This window comes from Streptomyces sp. NPDC030809 (assembly GCF_055572195.1).
The window spans coordinates 274,398-297,628 of sequence record NZ_JBVIDV010000005.1; the positions used below are offsets into that span (position 1 = coordinate 274,398).

General features: G+C 74.7%; 19 protein-coding genes. 9 read left to right on the top strand and 10 right to left on the bottom strand.

Going from position 1 to position 23,231, the window contains the following annotated elements:
- The first annotated feature begins 284 nt into the window (after positions 1–284).
- Positions 285–1,274, top strand: a complete 990-nt coding sequence (locus tag ACZ407_RS09620; protein WP_468126957.1) for an Acg family FMN-binding oxidoreductase — start codon at positions 285–287, stop codon at positions 1,272–1,274.
- Positions 1,275–1,320: 46 nt separating this feature from the next.
- Here ACZ407_RS09620 and ACZ407_RS09625 read toward each other — a convergent pair whose 3' ends face one another.
- Positions 1,321–3,693 carry a phosphoketolase family protein gene (locus tag ACZ407_RS09625; RefSeq protein ID WP_468126959.1) on the bottom strand — a complete coding sequence of 791 codons (2,373 nt, stop codon included), beginning with the start codon at positions 3,691–3,693 and terminating at the stop codon, positions 1,321–1,323.
- 247 nt (positions 3,694–3,940) lie between these two features.
- On the opposite strand from ACZ407_RS09625, the gene ACZ407_RS09630 reads away from it, so the two are divergent.
- Positions 3,941–4,846 (top strand): universal stress protein, encoded by a 906-nt coding sequence (locus tag ACZ407_RS09630; protein ID WP_468126961.1) that lies wholly within the window; start codon positions 3,941–3,943, stop codon positions 4,844–4,846.
- Positions 4,847–4,914: 68 nt separating this feature from the next.
- Here the strand turns inward: ACZ407_RS09630 and ACZ407_RS09635 are convergent, their stop codons facing one another.
- Both ACZ407_RS09635 and ACZ407_RS09640 read right to left on the bottom strand, forming a co-directional pair.
- A complete protein-coding gene (locus ACZ407_RS09635) occupies positions 4,915–5,622 on the bottom strand; it encodes a response regulator (RefSeq protein WP_468126963.1) in 708 nt (235 codons plus the stop codon).
- Positions 5,623–5,774: 152 nt separating this feature from the next.
- Complete coding sequence (locus ACZ407_RS09640; protein WP_468126964.1) at positions 5,775–7,541, bottom strand: sensor histidine kinase; 1,767 nt, start codon at positions 7,539–7,541, stop codon at positions 5,775–5,777.
- Between the two features lie 426 nt (positions 7,542–7,967).
- Between ACZ407_RS09640 and ACZ407_RS09645 the strand changes: the two genes are divergently transcribed.
- A complete protein-coding gene (locus tag ACZ407_RS09645; protein WP_468126966.1) occupies positions 7,968–9,830 on the top strand; it encodes a DUF6528 family protein in 1,863 nt (620 codons plus the stop codon).
- Positions 9,831–9,923: 93 nt separating this feature from the next.
- On the opposite strand, the gene ACZ407_RS09650 is transcribed toward ACZ407_RS09645, so the two are convergent.
- The 3 genes from ACZ407_RS09650 to ACZ407_RS09660 all read right to left on the bottom strand — a co-directional run bounded on the left by ACZ407_RS09650 (position 9,924) and on the right by ACZ407_RS09660 (position 14,368).
- Positions 9,924–12,662, bottom strand: a complete 2,739-nt coding sequence (locus tag ACZ407_RS09650; protein WP_468126968.1) for a caspase, EACC1-associated type — start codon at positions 12,660–12,662, stop codon at positions 9,924–9,926.
- Positions 12,659–13,171 (bottom strand): effector-associated constant component EACC1, encoded by a 513-nt coding sequence (locus tag ACZ407_RS09655; protein WP_468126970.1) that lies wholly within the window; start codon positions 13,169–13,171, stop codon positions 12,659–12,661. The genes ACZ407_RS09650 and ACZ407_RS09655 overlap by 4 nt, the downstream gene beginning before the upstream one ends.
- 153 nt (positions 13,172–13,324) lie before the next feature.
- Positions 13,325–14,368 (bottom strand): helix-turn-helix domain-containing protein, encoded by a 1,044-nt coding sequence (locus tag ACZ407_RS09660; RefSeq protein ID WP_468126972.1) that lies wholly within the window; start codon positions 14,366–14,368, stop codon positions 13,325–13,327.
- 107 nt (positions 14,369–14,475) lie between these two features.
- Here ACZ407_RS09660 and ACZ407_RS09665 point away from each other — a divergent pair, with 107 nt between their 5' ends.
- Both ACZ407_RS09665 and ACZ407_RS09670 read left to right on the top strand, forming a co-directional pair.
- Complete coding sequence (locus tag ACZ407_RS09665) at positions 14,476–15,384, top strand: alpha/beta hydrolase (protein WP_468126973.1); 909 nt, start codon at positions 14,476–14,478, stop codon at positions 15,382–15,384.
- Between the two features lie 20 nt (positions 15,385–15,404).
- Positions 15,405–16,661, top strand: a complete 1,257-nt coding sequence (locus ACZ407_RS09670) for a serine hydrolase domain-containing protein (protein ID WP_468126975.1) — start codon at positions 15,405–15,407, stop codon at positions 16,659–16,661.
- On the opposite strand, the gene ACZ407_RS09675 is transcribed toward ACZ407_RS09670, so the two are convergent.
- On the bottom strand, positions 16,658–17,218 hold the full coding sequence (locus tag ACZ407_RS09675; RefSeq protein ID WP_468126976.1) for a TetR/AcrR family transcriptional regulator: 561 nt from the start codon (positions 17,216–17,218) through the stop codon (positions 16,658–16,660). The genes ACZ407_RS09670 and ACZ407_RS09675 overlap by 4 nt on opposite strands.
- A gap of 120 nt (positions 17,219–17,338) precedes the next feature.
- On the opposite strand from ACZ407_RS09675, the gene ACZ407_RS09680 reads away from it, so the two are divergent.
- A complete protein-coding gene (locus tag ACZ407_RS09680; protein ID WP_468126977.1) occupies positions 17,339–18,499 on the top strand; it encodes an FAD-dependent oxidoreductase in 1,161 nt (386 codons plus the stop codon).
- Positions 18,500–18,572: 73 nt separating this feature from the next.
- On the opposite strand, the gene ACZ407_RS09685 is transcribed toward ACZ407_RS09680, so the two are convergent.
- Entirely contained in the window at positions 18,573–19,196 is a 624-nt protein-coding gene (locus ACZ407_RS09685; RefSeq protein WP_468126979.1) for an HD domain-containing protein, read from the bottom strand.
- A gap of 122 nt (positions 19,197–19,318) precedes the next feature.
- Here ACZ407_RS09685 and ACZ407_RS09690 point away from each other — a divergent pair, with 122 nt between their 5' ends.
- From ACZ407_RS09690 to ACZ407_RS09700, 3 genes are all read left to right on the top strand, one after another.
- Positions 19,319–19,738, top strand: a complete 420-nt coding sequence (locus ACZ407_RS09690) for a VOC family protein (protein ID WP_468126980.1) — start codon at positions 19,319–19,321, stop codon at positions 19,736–19,738.
- 424 nt (positions 19,739–20,162) lie between these two features.
- Entirely contained in the window at positions 20,163–21,146 is a 984-nt protein-coding gene (locus tag ACZ407_RS09695) for a GlxA family transcriptional regulator (protein WP_468126982.1), read from the top strand.
- A gap of 166 nt (positions 21,147–21,312) precedes the next feature.
- Complete coding sequence (locus ACZ407_RS09700) at positions 21,313–22,068, top strand: MBL fold metallo-hydrolase (RefSeq protein WP_468126984.1); 756 nt, start codon at positions 21,313–21,315, stop codon at positions 22,066–22,068.
- A 4-nt stretch (positions 22,069–22,072) separates the two neighbouring features.
- Here the strand turns inward: ACZ407_RS09700 and ACZ407_RS09705 are convergent, their stop codons facing one another.
- A complete protein-coding gene (locus ACZ407_RS09705) occupies positions 22,073–22,768 on the bottom strand; it encodes an ester cyclase (protein ID WP_468126985.1) in 696 nt (231 codons plus the stop codon).
- Positions 22,769–22,910: 142 nt separating this feature from the next.
- Entirely contained in the window at positions 22,911–23,207 is a 297-nt protein-coding gene (locus ACZ407_RS09710) for a putative quinol monooxygenase (protein ID WP_468126986.1), read from the bottom strand.
- Between the last annotated feature and the right edge of the window lie 24 nt (positions 23,208–23,231).

Consider the following 23,231-nt stretch of genomic DNA (forward strand, 5'->3'; position numbering starts at 1 on the left):
CTCCCACCGGCCCCGGTGGGAGCACCCGGCCCGGCCGGTTCCGGCCGGGGTCCGGGCCCCGCACCGCTGCGGACGAGGGGCCCTTCCGGTCCCCGGACGGGACCGTTCGGCCCTCGATCCGCAGGCGGACCCGGCGGATGGTGAGTGGCACCACAGCACGTATCCGGCCGCCCGCACGGCGCTGCGGAGCAGCACCCCGTACCGCTCGCCCCGTGGTGCACGAAACGGCTCCCCGGGCGCCCGCGGCCACGGGTGAAGCCACGAGCACGGACAGGACACCTCCCATGAGCGCACCCAGCGTCACTGCCGGCACCGCCGCCCGGCTCGTCGGCGATGCCGTCACGGCCCCCTCGATGCACAACGCCCAGCCCTGGCGGTTCGTCTTCCGCCCGGACAGCGGGATCCTCGAACTCCACGGCGACCCGGAACGGGCCATGCCGCGCACCGACCCCGACCACCGGTCCCTCCACCTCGGCTGCGCCGCGGCCCTCTTCAACCTCCGGGTCTCCGCGGCCTGGCACGGGATCGGCGCCCACGTGGGGCTGCTGCCCGATGCCGCCGACCCGTGGCTGCTGGCCACCGTCGCCCTCGGTGCCCCGCTGGGTCCGGACCGCGAACTCGCCGGGCTGCACGACGCGCTCCGGCGCCGGCACACCAGCCGGCTCCCTTTCCGCGACGAGCCCGTTCCGCCCGCCCTTCTGGACGGGCTGCGGGCGGCGGCCCGCCGGGAAGGCTGCCGGCTGACGGTGCCCGACCGGTGGCACACCGAGACCGTCCTGTCCCTCGTTCGGGATGCCGAGCACCGCGAGGAGATGGATCCGCGCGCCCAGGCGGAGACGGCCGCCTGGACCGCCGGGACACCGTCCTCGGCCCCCGCACCGCAGGGTGACGGCATCCCCGTCGCGGCGTTCGGCCCGCGGAGCGCCGGACCGGCGGCCGTGCGCGACTTCGGGCGGGTCCGCCCGGCCCCGGACCGCGGATGGGCCGTCTTCGAGAAGCACCCCCAGCTCGCCCTGCTGGGCACTCCGAACGACACCCCGGCCGACTGGCTGCGCGCGGGCCAGGCACTCGAACGCGTGCTCCTCCAGGCGACCGCCGACGGCCTGGCCACCTCGATGACCTCCCAGGCGCTGGAGTGGCCCGACCTGCGCTGGGCGGTACGGGATCCGCTCGCCTCGATGGGCCACATCCAGATGGTCCTGCGCCTGGGATACGGGCCGTCGGGACCGGGCACACCGCGCCGGCCGGTGGCGGAGGTCCTGGAGACCGGGTGAGGAGGGGGCACCGCGAGGTGCCCCCTCCCCGCCGGCCGGTCCGGGCTCAGCCGGGCCAGGACCAGTTCGCGACCTCCGGCAGGTCGGTGCCGTGTGCGCGGATCCAGTCGTGGTGGCGGGCGCGCCGGCCGGCCATCGCCCGGCGCAGTTCCCCGGCGCGGCGCCCGAGGCCGGGGACCCGGTCGATGACGTCCATGACCAGCCGGAAGCGGTCGGTGTCGTTGCGGACCACCATGTCGAACGGGGTCGTGGTCGTGCCGGACTCCTTGTAGCCCCGCACGTGCAGCCGGGCGTGGCCGCTGCGGCGATAGGCGAGCCGGTGCACCAGCCAGGGGTAGCCGTGGTACGCGAAGACCACCGGCCTGTCGGTGGTGAACAGGGCGTCGTACTCGGCGTCCGCCATGCCGTGCGGGTGCTCCTCGCGGGGCATGAGGCGGGCGATGTCCACGACGTTCACGACCCGGACGGCCAGCTCGGGGAGGTGCTCGCGGAGCAGGGCGGCGGCGGCCAGCACCTCCAGTGTGGGCACGTCGCCGGCGCAGGCCAGGACGACGTCCGGGGCGCGGGAGCCGTCCTCGGTACCGGCCCATTCCCAGACTCCGGCGCCGCGCGCCACGTGCGCGCGGGCTTCCCCGATCGACAGCCAGTCGAAGCAGGGCTGCTTGCCTGCGACGATCACGTTGACCCGGTCCCGGCTGCGGAGGGCGTGGCCGGCCACGGCGAGGAGGGTGTTGGCGTCCGGCGGCAGGTAGACGCGCACGACCTCGGGGCTCTTGTTGAGGACGTGGTCGACGAAACCCGGGTCCTGGTGGGAGAAGCCGTTGTTGTCCTGGCGCCAGACGTGTGAGGTGAGCAGGTAGTTGAGGGAGGCGACCGGTGCCCGCCAGGGCAGTTCGCGCGAGGTCTTCAGCCACTTGACGTGCTGGCCGGCCATCGAGCCGACGATGTGCGCGAAGGCCTCGTAGGTGGAGAACAGGCCGTGCCGGCCGGTGAGGAGGTAGCCCTCCAGCCAGCCCTGGCAGACGTGTTCGGAGAGGATCTCCATCACCCGGCCGTCGCGGGCCAGGTTCCGGTCCGCGGTCTCGATGGTGCCCTGCCAGGCCTTGCCGGTGACGGCGTACAGGTCGTCCAGGCGGTTCGAGGCCGTCTCGTCGGGCCCGACCACCCGGAAGTCCCTGCGGGCCGCGGTGTTCTGCATGACCTCGGCGAGGAAGCGCCCCAGGACCCGGGTGGGCTCGTGCAGGGTGCCGCCCGGCTTGTCCACGGGGACGGCGTGCGCCTCGAGCGCGGGCAGCGGCAGCGGTCGCAGCAACCGGCCCCCGTTCGCGTACGGTACGGCGCCCAGGCGGCGGTTTCCCTCCGGGACGCAGGCCAGGACCTGCGCCGCCGGACGGCCGTCGGGGTCGAAGAGCTCCTCCGGCCGGTACGAGCGCAGCCAGTCCTCCAACTGCCGCAGGTGCGCGGGGTTCTCGCGCACCTGCGCGAGCGGGACCTGGTGGGAGCGCCACGTGCCCTCGACCGGCTCGCCGTCCACGCTCGCGGGCCCGGTCCAGCCCTTCGGAGTGCGCAGCACGATCACCGGCCAGCGCGGGCGCTCCCGGGCCGGGCCGCCGTGCGCCCCCGCCCGGGCCCCGGCCTGGATGGCGGCGATGCGGTCCAGGGCCCGGTCCATCGCGCGGGCCATGGCGCCGTGGACCAGGGCGGGATCGCTCCCGGTCACGTACAGCGGCTCGTGGCCGTAGCCGCGCAGCAGTGCGTCCAGTTCGGCCGCGGGGATCCGGGAGAGCACGGCCGGGTTGGCGATCTTGTATCCGTTGAGGTGCAGGACGGGCAGGACCGCTCCGTCGTGGACCGGGTCGAGGAACTTGTTCGCGTGCCAGGAGGCCGCCAGCGGCCCGGTCTCGGCCTCGCCGTCGCCGATGACGCAGGCGACCAGCAGGCCGGGGTGGTCGAAGGCGGCTCCGTAGGCGTGGGCGAGGGCGTATCCGAGTTCCCCGCCCTCGTGGATGGAGCCGGGCGTCTCCGGCGCCACGTGGCTGGGCACGCCGCCTGGGAAGGAGAACTGCCGGAACAGCCGGGCCATGCCGCCGGCGTCGCGGGGCACGTCGGGGTAGGTCTCGCTGTACGTGCCCTCCAGCCAGGAGTTGGCCAGGACGGCGGGGCCGCCGTGCCCGGGGCCCCAGACGCACAGGGCCTCCAGGGAACGCTCGCCGATCACGCGGTTGAGGTGGGTGTGCACCAGGTTCAGTCCGGGTGCGGTGCCCCAGTGCCCGAGCAGCCGCGGCTTGATGTGCTCCGGCCTGAGCGGCTCGGCCAGCAGGGGGTTGTCCATGAGGTAGATCTGCCCGGCGGCCAGGTAGTTGGCGGCGCGCCAGTGTGCGTCCAGCTCCGCGATCGAGCGCGGGGTCAACGGGGCCATGTCCGCTCCTGCGGTGGGGGTTCGGGGACGTTCGTCGGCCGGGCCGATGCCGCCACCCTCGCGCCGCCGGCGCGCGGCCGGCAGGGGAGGACCGGCCCTCGTGGAGGGACCGTCGGCCCTTCCGCGCGCCTGCCCGGCCCGGGGAGGGTGAATGCCGGTGGCGCCGGGTCCTCCCCCGGCCGGCGCCACCCGTCCGGCCATTCGATCCCGGTGCCCCGCGCATCGCATGAGTACGGAGGACAGACCTGTGAAGCGCACCCTCGTCGTCGGGGTGGACGGTTCCCACGAGAGCCGGGCCGCTGCCGACTGGGCGGCCCGGGAGGCCGTGTGCCGCGGCATGCACGTGCACCTGGTCCACGCCTGGCTGTGGCAGCCGCTCGCCGTACCGGTCGTCGAAGACCGCGGGGCCGTGGGCCGCCGGGCCCGGGACCTGCTGGAGGAGACGGAGGCCGAGCTCGCCCGCAGCCACCCGGGGCTCTCCCTCACCGCGCAGGTGGTACCGGACTCCCCCGTGCCCGCCCTGCTGCGCGCCGCCGCGGACGCGGAGATGCTCGTGCTGGGCACGCGCGGGCACGGCACTCTGGCCGGCCTCCTGCTCGGCTCCTGCGGGCACCGGCTGACCGCCTCCGCCGCATGCCCCGTCGTCTCCGTCCGTACCCCGCACGGCGAGGCGGGGCCGCGGTCCGGCGCCGGGGCCGGGGCCGGGGCCGGGGCCGGGGCCGGGGAGGTGGTCGTCGGCCAGCAGGGCGGCCTGGAGGAGTCCGCGGAGGTGCTGCGCTTCGCCTTCGAATCGGCGGCTGCACACGGTGCTCCGCTGCGTGCGGTCCGGGCCTGGAGCCTGCCCCCGGTCTACGCGTACGGTCCCGGATCCCTGTGGATCGACGGGCAGTCCGACGGGCTGGAGTCCGTCGAGAAGGCCGCGCTGGAGCAGGCGCTCCAGCCGTGGCGGACCAGGTACCCGGACGTGGACGTCATCGCACACGTGGAGCAGGGCGGTGCCGGACACGTACTGCTGTCCGTCGCGGCGGAGGCACGGCTGCTCGTCGTCGGACGCCGGATCCGGTCCGCGGTGCTGGGTGAACGCATCGGATCGGTGGCGCATGCCGTGCTGCACCACTCGGCCCGCCCGGTCGCGGTCGTACCGCACCGGTGAACGGGCTCCGGCCCCGGCGGGGACCGGCGTACGAGCGCGTGGCGTCCCGGGCCCGCCACGGCCGGCTCCTACTCCGCGGCCTGCGCCGGCTGCCGGCCGAGCGGGGCCAGGGCGTGGCTGGCGATCACGGCGGCCTGGACCCGGCGTTCGACCCCGAGCTTGACGAACAGCCGCGAGATGGTGTTCTTGACGGTCTTCTCCGCGAGGTAGAGCCGTTTGCCGATCTCCCGGTTGGTCAGCCCCTCGCTGACCATGAGGAGGATCTCCTTCTCACGGTCCGTCAGCCCGGGCAGACCGGGGAACTGCTCCTCGCGGGGCACGTCCCCGCGCATGCGGGCCATCAGCCGGGCGGTGGCGCCGGGATCGAGCATCGACTGTCCCGAGGCCACCGTCCGGACGGCGGTGACCAGGTCGGTGCCGCTGATCTGCTTCAGGACGTAGCCGGAAGCCCCCGCCATCACGGCGTCCAGGAGTGCCTCCTCGTCGTCGAACGACGTGAGCATCAGGCAGGCGAGTCCGGGCATCCGCGAGCGCAGTTCACGGCACACGCTCACTCCGTCGCCGTCCTGGAGGCGCACGTCCAGGATCGCGACGTGGGGACGCAGCGCCGGAATGCGGATCAGCGCCTGCTCGGCCGTCCCTGCTTCGCCGATCACCGTCAGGTCGGGCTCGGCGTCCAGGAGGTCGTGCACTCCCCTGCGCACGACCTCGTGGTCGTCGAGCAGGAAGACCCGGATCGGCTCCGCCGCCGGGGAGGTGGCACTGCTGCCGTTCATGACGCAACTCCTTCGCCTGGGTTGTCCCTGGTCGTCGCAGGGACAGGGGCATCCTGCCCGCCGGACGGGCCGGACGGACAGGGCCGATCGGCCCTCACCTGCCGGCGCGGAACGCCGGCAGCCCCGGGCCGGCCGCCCTGCGGCGTCCGCTGTCAGCGGCCGTGGGACAGCGGTGCCCGCCAGACGAGCCTGCTGCCGCCCTCTTCGGGGGTCTCTGCGGTGAAGGTCCCGCCCACGGCCCGGGCCCGCTCGTCGAGGTTGCGCAGGCCGCTCCGGCGTCCCTGGGCGGGGATGCCCCTGCCGTTGTCCGACACGGTCAGTACGATCTCGCCCCGCCCTGCCCGGAGGGACACCCCTACGCGGGTCGCGCGGGCGTGGCGGGCCGCGTTGCTGAGCAGTTCGCCGAGCACCGCCAGCACGTGGTCGGCGGTCTGCGGCGGCACGTCGGTGTCGAGGAGCCCCTCCATGCTCAGGACCGGGGGGTGGCCGAGGGAGACGGCCGCGTCGCCGACGGCGCGGGCCACGCGTGCCCGCAGCCCGGGGCCGCTCTCGCGGTCCCGGGTCCGCAGCCCGAAGATCGTCGAACGGATGATCTTGATGGTTTCGTCCAGGTCGTCGACCGCCCGGCCGAGGCGCTCGCGGGCCCCCTCGTGCTCCACGAGCCGAGCGGCACTCTGGAGGGTCATGCCCGTCGCGAACAGCCGCTGGATGGCCAGGTCGTGGAGGTCGCGGGCGATCCGGTCGCGCTCTTCGAGCAGCGCGACCTGCTCGGCGTCCCGGCGCCGTTCCGCCAGCTCCAGGGCGAGCGCCGCCTGCCCCGCGAAAGCGAGGAGCGGCTCCAGCTCGTCCTCGCCGAAGGCGGGCTCTCCCGCAGCGCGCGAGAGCAGCAGGACGCCCCGGCTCGCGCCGCCCGCGGTGCCAAGCGGGACCGCCACGGCCGGTCCCGCCCCGTCCCGGCCCTCGATCCCCTGCTCGGCCTCGTGGTGCTCCTCGTCCGCCGCCTGCACCGCCGTCACGGGCTTGCCCGCCAGGTGGGCGGCACCGCAGAGCGTGCCCGCGAACGGGATCACACGGCCCTGCGGCCCGGCCGCATCCGGACCCCCGCCCGCATCCGGGTCGCCGTCCGCGCCCGCGCCCGCGCCCGCGGCGAACTCCACGACCAGGCCGTCGACACCGTCCACCGGCACGGCGATGGTCGCGAGCCGGGCCGCCGTGATCTCCCGTGCCCGGCGGGCCATCAGTTCGAGCACGGCCGGGCGCGAACTCCCGGACAGGAGGCTCTCGGTGATCTCCGCATTGGCCCTGAGCCAGCGCTGCTGCCGCTGCGCCCCCTCGTACAGCCGCGCGTTGTCGATCGCCACGCCGGCGGCCACCGAGAGGGTGGAGATCACGGCCTCGTCCTCGACGTCGAAGTCGGCCCCGCCCCGCTTGTCGGTCAGGTAGAGGTTCCCGAACACCTCGTCGCGGACCCGGATCGGCACGCCGAGGAACGTGCGCATGGGCGGATGGCCGGCCGGGAAGCCACGCGAGGAGGGATGCGTTCCGAGATCGGTCAGGCGCAGGGGCTCCGGACGGCGGATGACCTCGCCGAGCAGACCGTGGCCGGCGGGCAGCGGACCGATGGCGGCCGTCTGCTCCGCGGTGAGGCCCACGGTCAGGAACTCGGTGAGCCTGCGCCCGTCGGGGCCGATCACGCCCAGCGCACCGTACTCGGCGTCCACGAGCAGCGCGGCCGCCTCCACGATCCGCCGGAGCACCTGGGCGAGGTCGAGCCCCCGGCCCACCGACACCACGGCCTCCAGCAGGCTGTGGACCCGGTCGCGGGTACCGCGCACCTCGTCGATGCGGACCTGCAGTTCGTCGAGCAGCTCGTCGAGCCGCATCCTCCGTACCTGACTCAACGGCTCCCCGACACTCATGCGCTGCTCCTCCGCCTCCCGCCCGATGGCACGAGCTGCTGCCACCTTATCGACCCGCCGGAGCCCGAAGGGCGCCGCTGCGCCACCCCCTGCCGCGACCGCCCCGCCCGCAACGCCCGGGCACGGCGGGGAGTGCTCGGCGGGGTGCCAGGGCTGCGGGAGGTCCTGGCAGGGGCTCACGCGGGGACGATGCCCGAGATGGAGCTGCTGGCCCGCAGGCTGCGGGCGTCCGGCGTGGAGGCCGTCGCCGCCCGGCCGTAGCGGCCCCGAGCCGGCCGCCGGCCGCGGGGGTGCAGGCTGGGTCGGGCGCAACAGGAGTGCGGTTAGGATTCGATTCGCTTTGCAAAGCGATCATTATCCGCTCGTCCTGTTTTCCCTTTTTCACCTGCTCCCGTTCCTTCTCCCGCCCACCGGAAAGATCCCTTCATGACTCGCCCCACAGGCAGACTTCCCCGCCTGGCTGCGCTCCTGATCGGTGCCGGACTGGCCGCCTCACTGGTCGGCACGGCCGCCCCGGAGGACGGCGGCGCACCCGCTGCACCCCCCGCACCTGCCGCCTACGCCGCGACCCCCGCCGTCAGCCCGTTCGTCCAGAGCGGCCCGCGCAACATCATCACGCGGGTGCAGGACACGTACATCACGAACGCGAACGGCAGCGACCACTCCGCGGAGAAGGCGCTGCGCGTCGGCACTCCGGACAACGGCACGACCAAATACCGCAGTTTCCTGAAGTTCGACGTCGCCAAGTTGAACGGCGCGAACATCAAGAGCGCGAGCCTGCGGCTCTACAACTCCTTCACCGGCTCCTGTGACGGCTGGTGGATGTACGCCGATCCGGTCGCAGCCGCCTGGAACCAGTCCACGATCACCTGGGCCAACCAGCCCGCCCCCAGCGCCGGCTACCAGAGCTCCGCGAACTTCGGCATCGGGCACCCCTCCTGCCCGGACCAGCCGGTGGACGCCGACCCGGACACCTCGAACGGCATCAAGCGGCTCGACGTGACCGCCATGGTCAAGGCGTGGACCTCCGGGGCCCTGGCCAACAACGGCCTGCGCCTGTCGGCCGGCGAGGCGAGCAGCGTGGCGTACAAGGACTTCTGCTCCATGAACCCCGACGCCGCCGACTTCGCCTGCCACCTGGCCTACCACGCACCGACGCTGGAGGTGGAGTTCAACCCCGGCGCGCCCGCCATCAGCGCGGGCGACGAGTACGCCGTGAACCACGGCGGCTACCCGGCCGCCAGCCCGGCGGTGGAGTTCTACGACTCGTACGACCCCTCCAAGTGGCCGGCCTCGGGCCCCTACCAGCGGTGGGTGCCCGACGCGTACCACTCCTTCCAGGACCCCCACGGCGACCTGCTGCGGGCCCCGTTCGCCGGCGGTACGGAGCACCGGCTGCGCCCCGCGGGCGCGTACGCGGCCGCCGGACGCAGCGGGCAGCAGGTCCTGGTCGTCGGTGACGGGCAGAGCGGGCTCGTCGCCGTCGTCCCCTACCCGGCGCTGTCGGGGGCGCGCTTCGCGATCAACGTCGGCACCAACGCCACCAGCAACCTGCACGGCGTGGAGCTCCTGCCCGACGGCAACGTGGCCGTGGCCCTCTCCGGCACCGACCAGGTGCGGGTGTACACCAAGGCCCAGGGCGCCATCGGCAACGCGCCGAGCGCCTACGCCACCCCCGCGGACAGCGCACCTCTGGACGACGCCCACAACGTGCTGTACGACCCGGACACCAGCTCCCTGTGGGCCGTGGGCGCCGGCCGGATCGTCCGCTTCCCCTACACGAGCAGCACCGGAAAGCTGGGCACGCCGGAGACCTTCGAGCTGCCGCTGAACCCCAACGGGGTGTCCCTGGCGTACGGTCACGACCTGGAGCCCGTCCACGGGAATCCCGACCGGATGTGGGTGGCCGCCAACGCGGGGATCATCCAGTTCTCCAAGACCGGGGCCACGCCCTGCCACACCGCCTCCCGCTGGCCGGTCTCCGCTACGGCCCCCGACGGGAAGACCAACCGCTGGTGCACCGACTACGCCAATGAACCGCTGGTCAACAAGGGCGGCATGGCCAAGAGCGTCGGCAACGACCCGGTCTCCGGCCGCGTCATCACGACCTGCGCAGGAGACCCCACCGCCTGCCACGCGCCGGCCGCGGGCGCCGACGGCTGGACCACCCCGGCCCTCACCTTCGTGGATGCCGCCGGCACCAACCCGCCGAGCCGCCACGAGGAGTTCTGGCGCGAGGCCGACGCCCAGTACTACCGGGCACGCTGGATGGTCCCCAGCTACAACTGACGCAGGATCCGGCCCGTCCGCCCGCTCCGGGGGCGGACGGGTCGCGGCACGGCAGGGCAGGGCAGGGCACTGCGGGACCTGCCGGGGTACTCGTCAGCGGCGGCGGAAGAGGCGCCGGAAACCGGCCGCGGGAGCTGCGGGGTCGGGGTGCGCTCCGCGGGCGGAGGGCTCCCCGCGGGCCGCGGCGTGCGGATCGCCCGGGGCGGCCGGCGGGCCGGGCGGGCGGGGCGGGAGGCCGGGCGGCTCGGGGAGCACGATGTCCAGGGTCGCGGCCACGTGGTGGCGGGTGATGAGCCACACCCGGTCGGGGGCGGACTCCACCGCGTACCGCGCCGAGTCCCGCAGCTCCGCGTGCAGGAGTGCCACGACGAAGTCCGAGTACTGGTCCGTGGGCATCCAATGGGTACTGCGGATGACGCACCGGGCGCCCTCGGTCAGCCGCATGGTCTCCATGTGGCCGAGCAGGCGGACGATCTCCGTGCGCGGGGCGTGCCGGAGCCCGACCGCGAGGCTCCTCTCCACCTGAGCCGCCAGGCCCGCCTCGCAGAGGGCGGCGATCGCCGTGCCCCGCTCGTCGAGCGGCCGGCTCGACCGGCTCACGAGGTCCCGGACCACTTGGTCCGGGACCTCGTCCAGCGCCCCCGCCACCGGGTCGCCGGACGCCTTCAGGTGTGCGCGCAGTACGGCGCAGTCGAGCAGGTGCTCGCGCGATCCGCCGAGCGCGTCCAGCCGCTCCGCCGCACGCTCCGGGGCGGCGCGCACCAGGAGGCGCAGGAGGGGGCCGATCGACCGGCCTTCCCGTTCCCCGCGCAGGGTTGCGAGCATCCCTGCGAACTGTTCGTGCGGCAGCCGCAGGACCGGGTCGAGGAGGTCCTCGACGGGCCGCCGCGCCGCATCGAGCAACCGGATCAGCCGGGCCCGCAGTACGAGGTCGTCCGGCAGGGCGTCCCGTACGCGTTCCCGATCCCGGGCCGCGCCCTGGTCCTGGAGGAGGCCCAGCAGCTCGGCGAGGTCCTCGGCGGGCCGCGCGGCGGTCTCCGTCAGCAGCCGCTGGGCGTCGAGGGGCCGGCCCATCGTCCGCAGGGCCCGGACCAGGACGGGGGTCTCCGCCACGGGCCGGGTCTCGGCCGCATGCCGGAGCAGGGGGAAGACCTCCTCCTCGTGGCCGTGGGCGTGCACGTTCTCGGCGAGCACGATGACCTCGGCAGTGCCGAGCCGGCCCGTCGACCAGGGCAGGATCCGCCCGGCGCGGTCCCCCATCCCGGCCGCCCACAGTGCGTCGCAGAGGTCCGCGATGCCGGCGATCGGCGGGGCGGCCTGCGCCGCGATCCACAGCAGGGCCTCCGCCAGGGTCGCGAGCCCCGCTCCGTCGGCTGCGCGGAGCATGCGGACGACTTCCGCGGGCTGCCGGGGTTCGGTCGTGATCACCCGGCGGTACAGGGCCAGTGCCTCCGCGACGCGTCCGATCGTGCACAGTGCTTCGGCGAGGCGGGCGGTCTCCTGCGGTGGCGAGGCCGGGGGTGCCTGCAGGACCTCGTCGGCGCAGTCGTCCAGTTGCACTGACCACAGGGCGCCGGCGAGGTCGAGGACCGCCTCGGTGGTCCGGAGCCGCCGGACCGCAGCGGCGAGGAGGGTTGCCCCGTCCCGGTCGGCTTCGCCCGGGGGCGCGTCCGCGTCCTCGCGCAGGTGCCGGATCGTCCTCGCGATGTCCTCCGCCGGGCGGCCCTCCGCCACCGTGTGCACCAGCAGTACGGCCTCCTCGTCGGCGTCCGTCGCCCGCAGTGCACGGACGCAGGCGGCGAGGTCGGCCGGCGCCCGTTCCGCTGCGACGGCCGCCAGCACGGTCTGCGCCTCGTCATGCCGCTCCTGCCCGCGCAGCAAGTGCACCAGGGCCGCCGCCTCCTGGGCGGGCCGGGTCTCGGCGGCCAGGGTGAGCAGCACGCGCCCGGCCCCGGCGTCCTTCGCCGCCCACTGGGCCGCCCGCTCGGCGATCACCCGCGGCTGGGCGCGGAGCGTGGCCCTCAGCCGCTCCGGGATCGCGGGTGCGGGGGCCTCGGCGGCGGCGGGTTCGGCGGGCGGAAGTCCCGTCCCGTGCCGGTTGCGGGCGAAGGCGAAGGTGCGTCCGGTGTTGCTCAGCCGCTGCTGCGGGAGAGGCCGGTCCTTGGCGCGGAGTTCCCCGAGCAGGTGGTCGTACAGGTCCGGGGCGGCGATGAGCGGTCCCGCGCCGGGCAGGCCCCGGTCGAGGAGGCGGATGAGCTCGCCGGTGAAGGCGGTGTGCGGCTCGCCCGGCGGTGCCAGCGCCATCCGGTTGGCGGAGGTCGAGGTGAGGAGGTAGGTGCCGGCGATGCGGGCCTGCTCCGCCAGCAGGACCGCCCCGCTCATGCCGCCGTCCAGGGCCTGGCCGCTGTAGCAGCAGTCCAGGATGACCACCCGGTTGACCCGGCGTCCCGTGGCGAGCACCTCCCGGCGCACGGAGCGGAAGTCGACCCAGGAGTAGGGGCGGTCGGGGTCGGTGGCGGGGAGGGCCAGCAGCAGGCCGTCGCCGTCGGGGCCGGGCATGCCGTGCCCGGCGTAGTAGACGAGGAGGGAGTCGGTGGCCCGGCGGGCCGCGTCGTGCACGGCGTCGAGGACGGCCGCGTGCGAGGCGGGGTCCGCGACGCGGACGCAGTTCTCCGGCGGGAGGCCCCAGACGGTCGGGTCCTCCAGCAGCCGTCCCAGGTCGCGGAGGTTGCCCGCAACGGCGGGGAGGTCGTCCAGGGCCGGGTCCCGGTACCGGGTCGAGCCGATGAGGACGGCGTACGACCCGTGGGGGTCGGCGAGCTCCACGGTCACGCGGCTCCCGTCGCCGACCCGTCCCGGCCGCCCTGCCCGTCCCTCCCGGGCGGGGGCGTTGCCCGGTCCGGGGCGGCGGCCGGACCCGGGGCCGGCCCGGGGGCCGAAGGCGAGGCCGGCGCGGAGGCCGAGGCCGGACTCGGGGCCGACGCCGGACCGGACGCCGCAGCGGGACTCGGGCCCAGCGCCTGGAGGAGCCGGCGCACGGTCTCCTCCGAGCCGTCCTCCACCGTGACCACCAGCCCGTCGGAGGCCCGGGTGAAGGTCACCGCAGCGCGGCTGCGCCGCGCCTTGCGCCAACCCGCGTACAGCAGGGCGAAGTTGGCCAGGCCGAGGGAATGCGTGAGCACGACGTTGATGACGTCCAGTCCCCCGCTCATCGCCCCGGGCACCCGCTCCGTCCCGAGCCGCACCTCCCCCGGCAGTTCCTCCTCGTTGCCCAGCCATCGGAAGAAGTCCCTTACGGCAGCGCCCTCTTCGGGATCGGCCACCCCGATGATCAGCTCCATCCCCACCCCCGTCCGCTCCCCTGCCGGGCGCGGACCGCCCCGCCGGGCGCACCGCCCGCCCCGGGCTGCGCGCGCTCCGAGCCTGGCACATTCCGGTCCGGCACACACGGGGTTCGCCTCATGGGGCCACGGGTCCGGGGAGCACCGCCCCGCTCACCCCGGGCGGCCGTCGGCGAGGAGGCGCCAGGACGTGAGGGCCAGGGTGGCGCGGAGCCGGCCGGGGGCGGTGGTGAGGTCCATGGGGAGGGTCTTGGCGAGGTGGTCCAGGCGGCGGGAGACGCTGCTGTGGTGGAGGTGGAGGAGTTCGGCGGAGCGGCGCAGCGAGCCCGTGGTGCAGTAGGCGTCCAGGGTTTCGAGGTCCTGCCCGTCGGTTGCCAGGCGGGCGATGGCCGCCACGTCGGGATTGTCCCGCAGGGCCGCTTCCGGGAGCTCGGCCAGCAGGGCCAGCGCTCCCAGGTCGGCGTAGCGGACGAAGGGCTCGCGCGGGGTGGTGAAGCGCAGGGCGGCGCGGGCCTGGTGCCAGGAGCGGTCGGGGCCGGCGGCGGCGCCCAGGCCCGCGCGGGCGTCGGGGAGGCGGGCCGGGGCGACCGAGGCGGCCAGGACGGCGCCCACCTCGCCGATGAGGGCCGCTTTGACGGGCCCTGCCGGGCACAGCAGGGTGCCGACCCGGTCGAGCGGCAGGGGCGAGCGTACGGCGAGGACGCGCAGGGGCGCTCCGGGGGCGAAGCCCAGGAGCCGCAGGGCCCGGGCACGATCGGCCGCGTCGGTGTCGGCGCTGATGGCGAGTTCGACGAGGGCGGGGTCGGCCATGGTGGTGCGGGCCGGGCCGTAGCGTTCGACCACCCCGGCGGAGGCGAGGGCCAGCCGGTCGAGGAGCAGCTCGTCGAGGGGGCCCGCCGGGCCGGGGCGCTCCAGCCACACCGTGCCGATCTCTTCCTCGTCGAGCGTGATCGGGACGGTGGTGGAGGCGGTCGCCGGCCCGGCGGGGGCCGGCCGGCCGTCGGGGGCCGTGCGTACGACGCGTCCCGTACCGCGGAGCCGTATGCCCACGGTGCATTCGGCGAGGGCGGCCGAGGCGCGGCCGAGGGCGGGCAGGTCCACCCGCCGGCGCATGAGCGTGTCGTAGAAGGCGACGATGCGTATCGCGCCGTCGACGTAGGGGTCGAGTCCGGACAGCCGTAGGGCCAGTGCCTCCATGGCAGGAGGATAGGAGGCGGGAGCCGCGCCGTTCGGTGCGTGGCTCGGGTGCCATGCGCGACGGGCGGCGGACGACTCCGCAGGGTGGGGCAGCCAGGATGGTCGCCATGGACCCCGAACTCGAAGCATTCGTACCGCTGTTCCCACGAAGCGACTGGACCGATCCGGTCGCCGACCGGAAGGTCTACGCGGCACTGGCCGCCGCGAGGCCGGCCGCGGACACCTCGGCGCTGCTCGTCGAGGACCGCCTCGTGCCTGCCGAACCGGCCGTGCCGGTCCGGGTGTACCGCCCGCGGCGTCCGTCGTACGGGCCGCAGGGCGCCGTCGTCTGGATGCACGGCGGCGGGCACGTGGTGGGCGACCTGGACACCGAGGACCACTGGGCCGCCCGGATCGCCCTCGCCGCGGAGGCGGTGGTGGTCTCGGTGGGCTACCGGCTCTCGCCCGAACACCCTTATCCCGCCGCCCTGGACGACGTGTGGGCGGCGCTGCGCTGGACCGCGGAGCACGCGGACGGCCTCGGCGTGGACCCTGCGCGGGTGGCCGTCGGCGGGCACAGCGCGGGCGCGAACCTCGCGGCGGCGGTGGCGCTGCGGGCCCGGGACGAGGACGGTCCGGCGATCCGCTTCCAGCTGCTCAACGAACCCGGACTCGACGACCGCCAGGAGACCTGGTCCCAGCGGCACTTCACCGACACCCCCTGGTTGACCCGGGACAAGCTCCGCGCCTCCTGGCGGCACTATCTCGGCGCACGGCCCGCGACCGCGTACGCCGCACCCGCGCGGGCCGCCGACCTGTCGGGACTGCCGTCCGCCTACATCGCCACCGCCGAGCTCGACCCGAACCGCGACGAGGGGATCGATTACGCGCTGCGGCTCCTGCGCGCGGGCGTGACGGTCGAGCTGCACCAGTGGCCCGGCACCTTCCACGGCTCCCAGGCGATCGCGTCGGCCGAGGTGTCGCAGCGTCAGATCCATGAACTGGGCGCGGCGTTGGGTCGCGCACTGGCCCCGTGACCGGCGAAGGGAAGCAAGCCATGAAGAGGAAGAGGACCAGGGCGAAGGCCGCGCGGATCAGGCTGGCGGTGGGCGCGGCTGCGCTCGCGCTGTGCGCGCCCGCGAGTACGGGTGCGGCTGCGGCAGCGACGCCGTCGGGCCCACCCGCGGCGCGAGCGGCGGGAGCGCTCGGCAGGGCGCTGGAGGACGTCCACCGGGCGGGCGTGCCGGGGGTGTTCGCGGAGGTCCGCGACGGCCGGCTGACCTGGCGCGGGGCCTCCGGGGTGGCCGACACCGCGACCGGGCGCCCCGTCACCCCCGGCATGCTCCAGCGCGTCGGCAGCATCACCAAGACGTTCACCGCCGCGGCGGTCATGCAGCAGGTCGAGCAGGGACGGATCCGCCTCGACGCACCGGTCGGCGACTACCTGTCGGACCTGGTGCCGGGTGAACGCGGCAGGAGGGTCACCGTGCGGATGCTGCTGAACCACACCAGCGGCATCCCCGACTACATCCCGTACGCCTTCCCGTCCCTCCAGGGCTTCCCTTCCCTCCCCGACATGTCCCCCCGGAGCCTCGACGAGAACCGCTTCCGGCACTTCACCCCCGAAGAGCTGATCGGGCTGGGTCTGTCGGCGCCGCCCACCGGCGAGCCGGGGGCCGCCACCGGGGTGTACTCCAACACCAACTACCTCCTGCTGGGGCAGCTGTTGGAGCGGGTGACCGGCCTCCCGGCCGAGACGGCCATCACGCGCCAGGTGATCGGACGGGCCGGGCTGCGCGCGACGGCCTTCCCCACCGGGCCGCGGATCGAGGGTCCGCACGCGCGGATGTACGAGGCGTTCCACGGCCTCCTCGACCCCCCGCGCGACTACAGCGTCTACGACATGTCCTGGACGGGGACCGGCGCCGCGCTCGTGTCGACCACGGCCGACCTGAACCGCTTCTACGCCGCCCTGCTCGCCGGGCGGATCGTCAGCCCGTCCTCGCTGGCCGAGATGCAGCGGACGATCCCGGTCCGGGCCCTGGACGGCTCGACGGTCCGGTACGGGCTCGGGCTGCACCGGGTGGACACCCGGTGCGGCACGTTCTGGGGCCACGACGGCACGGTGTGGGGCGCCGGGACGATCTCCCTGACCCGGTCGGACGGCCGGCGCCAGATGTCCGTCGCCGTCAACCTCCAGCGGTGGAACGCGCTCGACCCCGCGGGCACTCCGCAGCCGCACCCCATCGACGCGGCGCTCTTGGCCCTGTACGACCGGGCGATGTGCGGCGGCGCGGCCGGTCCGCGCGCCTAGGGCGAGGACAGGGTGGCCGCCAGGGCGGGGGCCAGGCCGTCGACCACGGCCTGGGGCGACAGGGCGGCCACCCCGGGGAGTCTGAGCAGGTAGCGGGTCAGGGCCAGGCCCAGGAGCTGGGCGGAGACCAGGCCCGCCACCCGGGCCGCCCGCTCCGGGCCGAGGGCCGCAGCCAGTGCGGGGGCCACCTGGGACGCGAACACCTCCCGCATGCGGCCGGCGGCCTGCTCGTTCGTCACCGCGGAGCGCAGCAGCATCAGCAGGGCGTCGTCCGCCGGGTCGCCCTCCCAGCGGGTCACGAAGTGCCGGACCAGGGCGGCGGGCAGCTCCTCGGCGGGCACCGCGCCCAGGTCGGGCAGGCGCAGGTCGATGGCCAGGCTGGCGCCGAACAGCTGCTCCTTGCTGCCGAAGTACCGCATGACCATCGAGGGGTCGATCTCCGCGTCCGCGGCGATGGCGCGGATGGTGGTGCGCTCGTAGCCCTGCACGGCGAAGCGTTCGCGTGCGGCGCGCAGGATCGCGGCCTTGGTGTCGTCGGAAGTGCGTCGTGCCGTCATGCCGTCCACCGTAGGCCAACACTCGTTGGCCAACAACCGTTGACATGCCGGACCCATCCATGCACTCTTTGGTCAACAGACGTTGGCCAACAAGTGTTGGCCCTCCGGAGGAGGCTCGTCATGACCGGCACCGCCCCGCGTGCGATCCCGCTTCCCGACACCACCGACGTGGCCGTGGTCGGCGCCGGACCCACCGGCCTCGCCCTCGCCGTGACCCTGGCCGGGGCCGGCATCCGGTGCGTGCTCCTCGACCGGCAGGCGGAGGGCGCCAACACCTCCCGCGCGGCCGTCGTACACGCCCGCACCCTGGAGGTCCTCGACGAGATGGACCCCTCCGGATCCCTGTCCGCCGAGCTGATCGCCCTGGGCACCCCCGTGAGCACGTTCCGGATCCGCGCGGGCGCCCGCCCGCTCGCCACGGTCCGCTTCGACGGCCTGCCGACTGCCTACCCGTACGCGCTGATGGTCCCCCAGGACCGGACCGAGGCGGTGCTCCTCGCCCGTCTGCACGCCCTCGGCGGCCAGGTGCACCGCCCGCACGAGGTCACCTCGGTCACCCAGGACGCGGACGGGGCCACCCTCACCACCGCCACCGGCCGGACCCTGCGCGCCGGCCACGTGGTCGGCGCCGACGGGATGCACAGCCTGGTCCGCCGGGCCGCCGGGATCGGCTTCACGGGCAGCGCGTACGAGGAGTCCTTCGTCCTCGCCGACGTGGTCATGGACTGGGCTCCGGGCCCCGGCGAGGTCTCGCTCTTCCTGGGCGCCGCCGGGCTCACGGTGGTCGCCCCGCTGCCCGGAGGGCACTACCGGGTGGTCGCGAGCGCGGCCGAGGCCCCCGCCGAGCCGGACCCGGCCTTCGTCCGGGACCTGCTGGCCGGGCGCGCGCCCGGCCAGGCCACCGTCCGCGGGCTCTCGTGGTCCTCCCGGTTCCGGATCCACCACCGGGTCGCCGACCGCTACCGCTCGGGACGGCTCCTGCTCGCCGGGGACGCCGCCCACGTCCACAGCCCGGCGGGCGGCCAGGGCATGAACACCGGCATCCAGGATGCGTACGCGCTCGGCCGCGCCTTCGCCGACGGGGACCTCGACGGCTACGAGGCCCGCCGGCGGCCCGTCGCCCAGCGGGTGGTGGCCCTCACCGACCGCATGACCCGGGTCGCGACCGTCCGCAACCCGGTCCTGCGCGCCGCCCGCGACACCCTGCTGCCCGCGGCCTCCCGCATCCCGGCACTGCACCGCCGCCTGGCCGCCGAGCTCGCCGAGCTCACGTACCGCTAGCCCCCCCGGGACGCTGACCGCAGGGCGCGGGGATCGGGGCGGCGCGGGGATCAGGGCGGCGACCCGGCTCCGGTCAGCGCTCCAGCGGGTGCGGCTCGGCCAGGATGCGGTCGGCGAGCCCGCCGCGTACGGCTGCTGCCGCGGAGCTCTCCGGCTTGCGGGCGGCCTGGTCGCGGAAGCACCCCAGGAACTCCTCCGCCAGACCCCCGCGGGGGTACCGGGCGAGGACCTCGGCTCGGAACTCGGCGCTGAAGTCGTCCGCGTTGCGCCCCGAGATGTCCACGCCGGTGGAGCGCTCCAGCAGGTGCCCCTCCGGGTCCTGCACCAGGTCCACCGCGTCCCACATGTGCCGCACGATGATCTCGTGCAGCCGCTGCCGGCGCGCCGCCGGCCAGCCCGCGCCGGCACCGAACACCCAGGCCACGTGCCCGCCGGCCTCGTCGAAGGGCACCGTGTGGCTGTCGAACTCCGGTACCAGGCCGATGTCGTGGAGCACCGCGGAGACGTACAGCAGCTCGGCGTCGTACGCGATGCCCCGGTCCGCGGCGTACGCACAGGCCCAGATGTAGGACCGCACCGAGTGGTTGAGCAGCGCCGGGGAGCAGTAGGCGGTGGCGACTTCGAGCGCGGCGGCGCAGGCGGCGGTGTCGGGGGCGGCGGGCACGGTCAGCGGTTCACGGGACGTGTGGAGAGTCATGGAGGCGAGTATGCCCACCCGTCGGCCGATGTGGATCACCGCGTCCGCCTGTTGGATCATGCTGGTGCCGTGGATACCGGAGTGGCAGGATGGCGGGCCGGGCGCCGTTCCAGGAGGAAGACATGCGGCAGCGACTGAATCTGATCCTGCTCGGCGTGCGCGATGTCGCCGCCTCGGTCGCGTTCTACGAGGCGCTGGGATGGAAGCGGTCCGCGAAGGGGTCGGAGGAGTTCGCGCTGTTCGAACTGGGCGGGGTCGCGGTCGCGTTCCAGTCCCGGTCGGCCTTCGCGGCCGATGCGGGCCTGCCCGAGCGGGAGCCGGGCGGCTTCCGCGGGTTCGCCCTGGCGTACGTGGCGCGCAGCGCCGACGAGGTGTACGAGGTGATGGCCAGGGCGGCCGAGCTGGGTGCCTCCGTCACGCGCCCGGCGGGACCCAACCCCTGGGGGCACAGCGGGTACTTCACCGATGCCGACGGCCACCTCTTCGAAGTGCTCTACGAGGACGGCTGGATCTTCGACGAGAACGACGACCTCGTCCTCTGACGAAGGGCGCCTCCCGGCTGCGGCCCCCGCCGCACCGCGCATGCCGGGGCCGACGCCGGTCGGCGCGGCTCAGCGCGGCTCGGCTCGACTCGGCTCAGCGCGGCTCGGCTCGGCGCGGCTCGGCTCGGCCTCAACGACGCCGTCCGCCAGGACGCCTGCGGGACGGGGTCCCCGAGGGCGCTCCGGCGCAGCCGGGGCGCACCCTGCGCCACCAGGCCCCCCTGCGGGACCTCGGCCGGCAGCCGGTCACCGGAGCGGACGGCTCCGGCCTCGGCACCACGGGCCGCTCCCTGGCCGTCGAGGCACTCGCCCTGACCGCCTGCCCCGACTGCCGTGGTGTGGTGCCGGGGACCCGTCATCGCAGGTCCGGATCTGACAGAAGCTGGTCATTGCGGCCGTTCCGGCGAGGCGAAATGATCGGTGCATGCTTCCACCGCACAGGGTCGTCATCGCCGCCTTCCCGGGCGTCGAGCTGCTCAACGTCACCGGCCCGGCCGAGGTGTTCTCGGTCGCCAGCCGGGTCGCCGGCGCCGACGCCGGCACCGCCGGCTACACCGTCCGCATCGCGACCGCCGCGGGCGAGCCGGTGGCCACCGCCGGCGGGATCCGGCTGATGGCGGACATGCGGCTGGACGAGGTGCCCGGCGACGTGGACACCCTGCTCGTGTCGGGTGCCGTCCACGTCGGCGAGCAGGGCGTGGAGCCGGTGCTCGACACCGGGATCATCGACTGGCTGCGGACGGCGGCACCCGGCACCCACCGGCTGGGCTCCGTCTGCTCGGGGGCGCACCTGCTGGCCGCGGCGGGCCTGCTGGACGGGCTGTCCGCCACCACCCACTGGCGCACGGCCGCGCGGCTGGCCGCGGACCACCCGCGGGTCGCCGTCGATCCGGATCCGATCTTCATCCGCGAGGGCCGGCTCTGGACCTGCGCCGGCATCGCCGCGGGCATGGACATGGCCCTGGCCATGGTCACCGAGGACCACGGGCCGGACCGCGCGCTGGCCACCGCCCGCACCATGGTCATGTACGTCAACCGCTCCGGCGGGCAGAGCCAGTTCAGCGTCCCGCTGGCCGTGCCGGCGGGCCCCGGCGACCGGATCGACGACCTGCGCCGGTGGATCGGCGAGCACCCGGCCGAGGACCTGTCCGCCGAGGCGCTGGCCGCGCGGCTGCACCTGAGCGTGCGGCACTTCACCCGGGTGTTCCGGCGGCGGACCGGCACCACCCCGGCCGCGTACGTGGAATCCGTGCGGCTGGAGGCGGCCCGCCGGCTCCTCCAGGACGGCGGCCACGGGCTGCCCGAGATCGCCGCCCGCAGCGGACTCGGCTCGGTGGAGAGCCTGCACCGGGCCTTCCGGCGCCGCCTCGGCACCACCCCCGCCGAATACCGGCGCCGCTTCCGCTGACCGCACCGCATCCGCAGACCCCTGCCCCGCCCTTCCCCGACCGCCCGCCTTCCCCGACCGCCCGCGGGGCACCGCCCGGCGGCGGTCGGCCATGCCCGCTGACCCCACGCCCCGTAGCGCATGCCGCATGCCGCATGCCGCATGCCCGATGCCCCAGGAGAACACCGTGTCCCGAACCAAGGTCGTCCCGATCCCCGTCATGGGCCGGCACCACATCAACGCGTACCTGCTGCTGGGCCGCCGGCCCGTCATCGTGGACGCGGGGACCCCCGGCAGCGGCCGGCGGATCCACGAGCAGGTCGCCGCCCATGGCGTGGACCCCGCCGACGTGTCGCTGATCGTCGTCACCCACGGGCACATCGACCATTTCGGCTCCGCCGCCGAGCTGCGCCGCCTGACGGGGGCGCCGGTCGCGGGGCACGCAGCCGACCTCGGACCGTTCCGGACCGGGCGGGTGCGCGAGCCCTATCTGCCCACCGGCCCGATGGGCCGCCTCATGGCCCGGAACAAGGACCTGCACGTGCGGGCCGAGCCCTTCGAGCCCGACCTGCTCCTGACCGGCGAGACCGACCTGGAGGACTTCGGGATCTCGGCACGCATCATGCCCACCCCCGGACACACCGCCGGGTCGGTCTCGGTCCTCACCGGTCAGGGGGACCTGGTGGCGGGCGACCTGATCGCCAACTCCTTCTTCGGTCTCGTGCGCGGCCGCCCGGCCAACCCGCCCTTCCACGACGATCCGCTGCTCAACCTGGCCAGCCTGCGCAGGATGCTCGCCCTGGACCCGGCCCGGCTGCACGTGGGCCACGGCACCCCGCTCGACCCCGACCGGGTGAGGCGCTGGGCCGCGCGCGAGGAGCGGCGGCTGTCCCGGCTCGCCGCTGCCGGACGGATCGCGGTCCGGCAGCCGGACGCGCCCTGAGCGGTCAGCCCTCCATCACTCCGAGCTGCTGCAGCAGGCCGAGGTCGTCGAAGTTCCACCAGCTCTCCGCGATCCTGCCGCCGACGCAGCGGAAGGTCGCGTGGCCGGTGCCGGTGACCTCGCGGTCGGTGGCCTGCATGCCCTGGTACGTGCCCACGTGGCGCCCTTTGAACGTCGCGCGGACGCAGACCGTGTCGCCCTCGGCGACCATGCTCTCGATGGTCCCCCGGGGGCGGAAGGCCTCCATGATCTCGCGGTTCTCGGCCTTGGCCTGTTCGAGCCCGATGTCGTACGAGGACAGGGACGGGTCGTGTTCCCGGTAGTCGGGGGTGCAGATGGTGTCCGCCGCGTCGATGTTCCCCGCGTTGATCACCTCGTCGAAGAAGCTCTGCACCACGGCCTTGTTCAGCTGCTCGTCGCGCACCACGTCGAGGTCCGTGAAGGACGGCTCCACGTCGCACAGGGCGACCATCTCCCGGAATATCCGGTCGGTCTCGGGCAGGTGCGAGTTCTTCATCGCCTCCTCGTAGGAGGGGAACTCCACGATCTCCACCACGTGGGTGGAGTCCGAGCGGTCGCGGCCCACGATGGAGTGGGTCGCCGTCCGCTTGCCCCGGGTCGCCTCGACCCAGGAGTCCATCAGCTTGTTCAACTCATCGGCCCTGCTCGTCTTGCAGTCGATGACCTGTACGAACGTCATCACGCCTCCCGTCGAAGGACGCAGCGCGGGACAGTTCCAGGCTATGCCCGGCCCCCGCCCTGCGCCCGGTGGGCGGCTGCGGGCGACGCGGTTCCGGCCTGCCGGCGGGGCGCTCGTGGCCGCCGCGACGGAGGGGCCGGGCTCAGTCCAGTGGCGCGGGGGTGAAGTGCCTCACTTCGAGGGGTGCCAGGAGGTACTCCTCCTCGCCCGGCAGGACCACCGGCTGGTCGCGCCAGTGCTCTCCGGCGAAGGCGGCCAGGTCCTGCTCGCTGCGCCAGCGGCTCACGTACACGAGCGAGCCGGGCGGGGAGACCAGCACCTCGTGGCCGAGCAGGCCGGGGTGGCGGGCGGGGAATTCGCGCACCGCGGAGACGATCAAGTCGTGGAACGCATCGAAGCGTTCAGGGCGCACGCGCGCCTCGCTCAGCCTGACGATCACGCTCGTCAGACTGCCATACGGGCC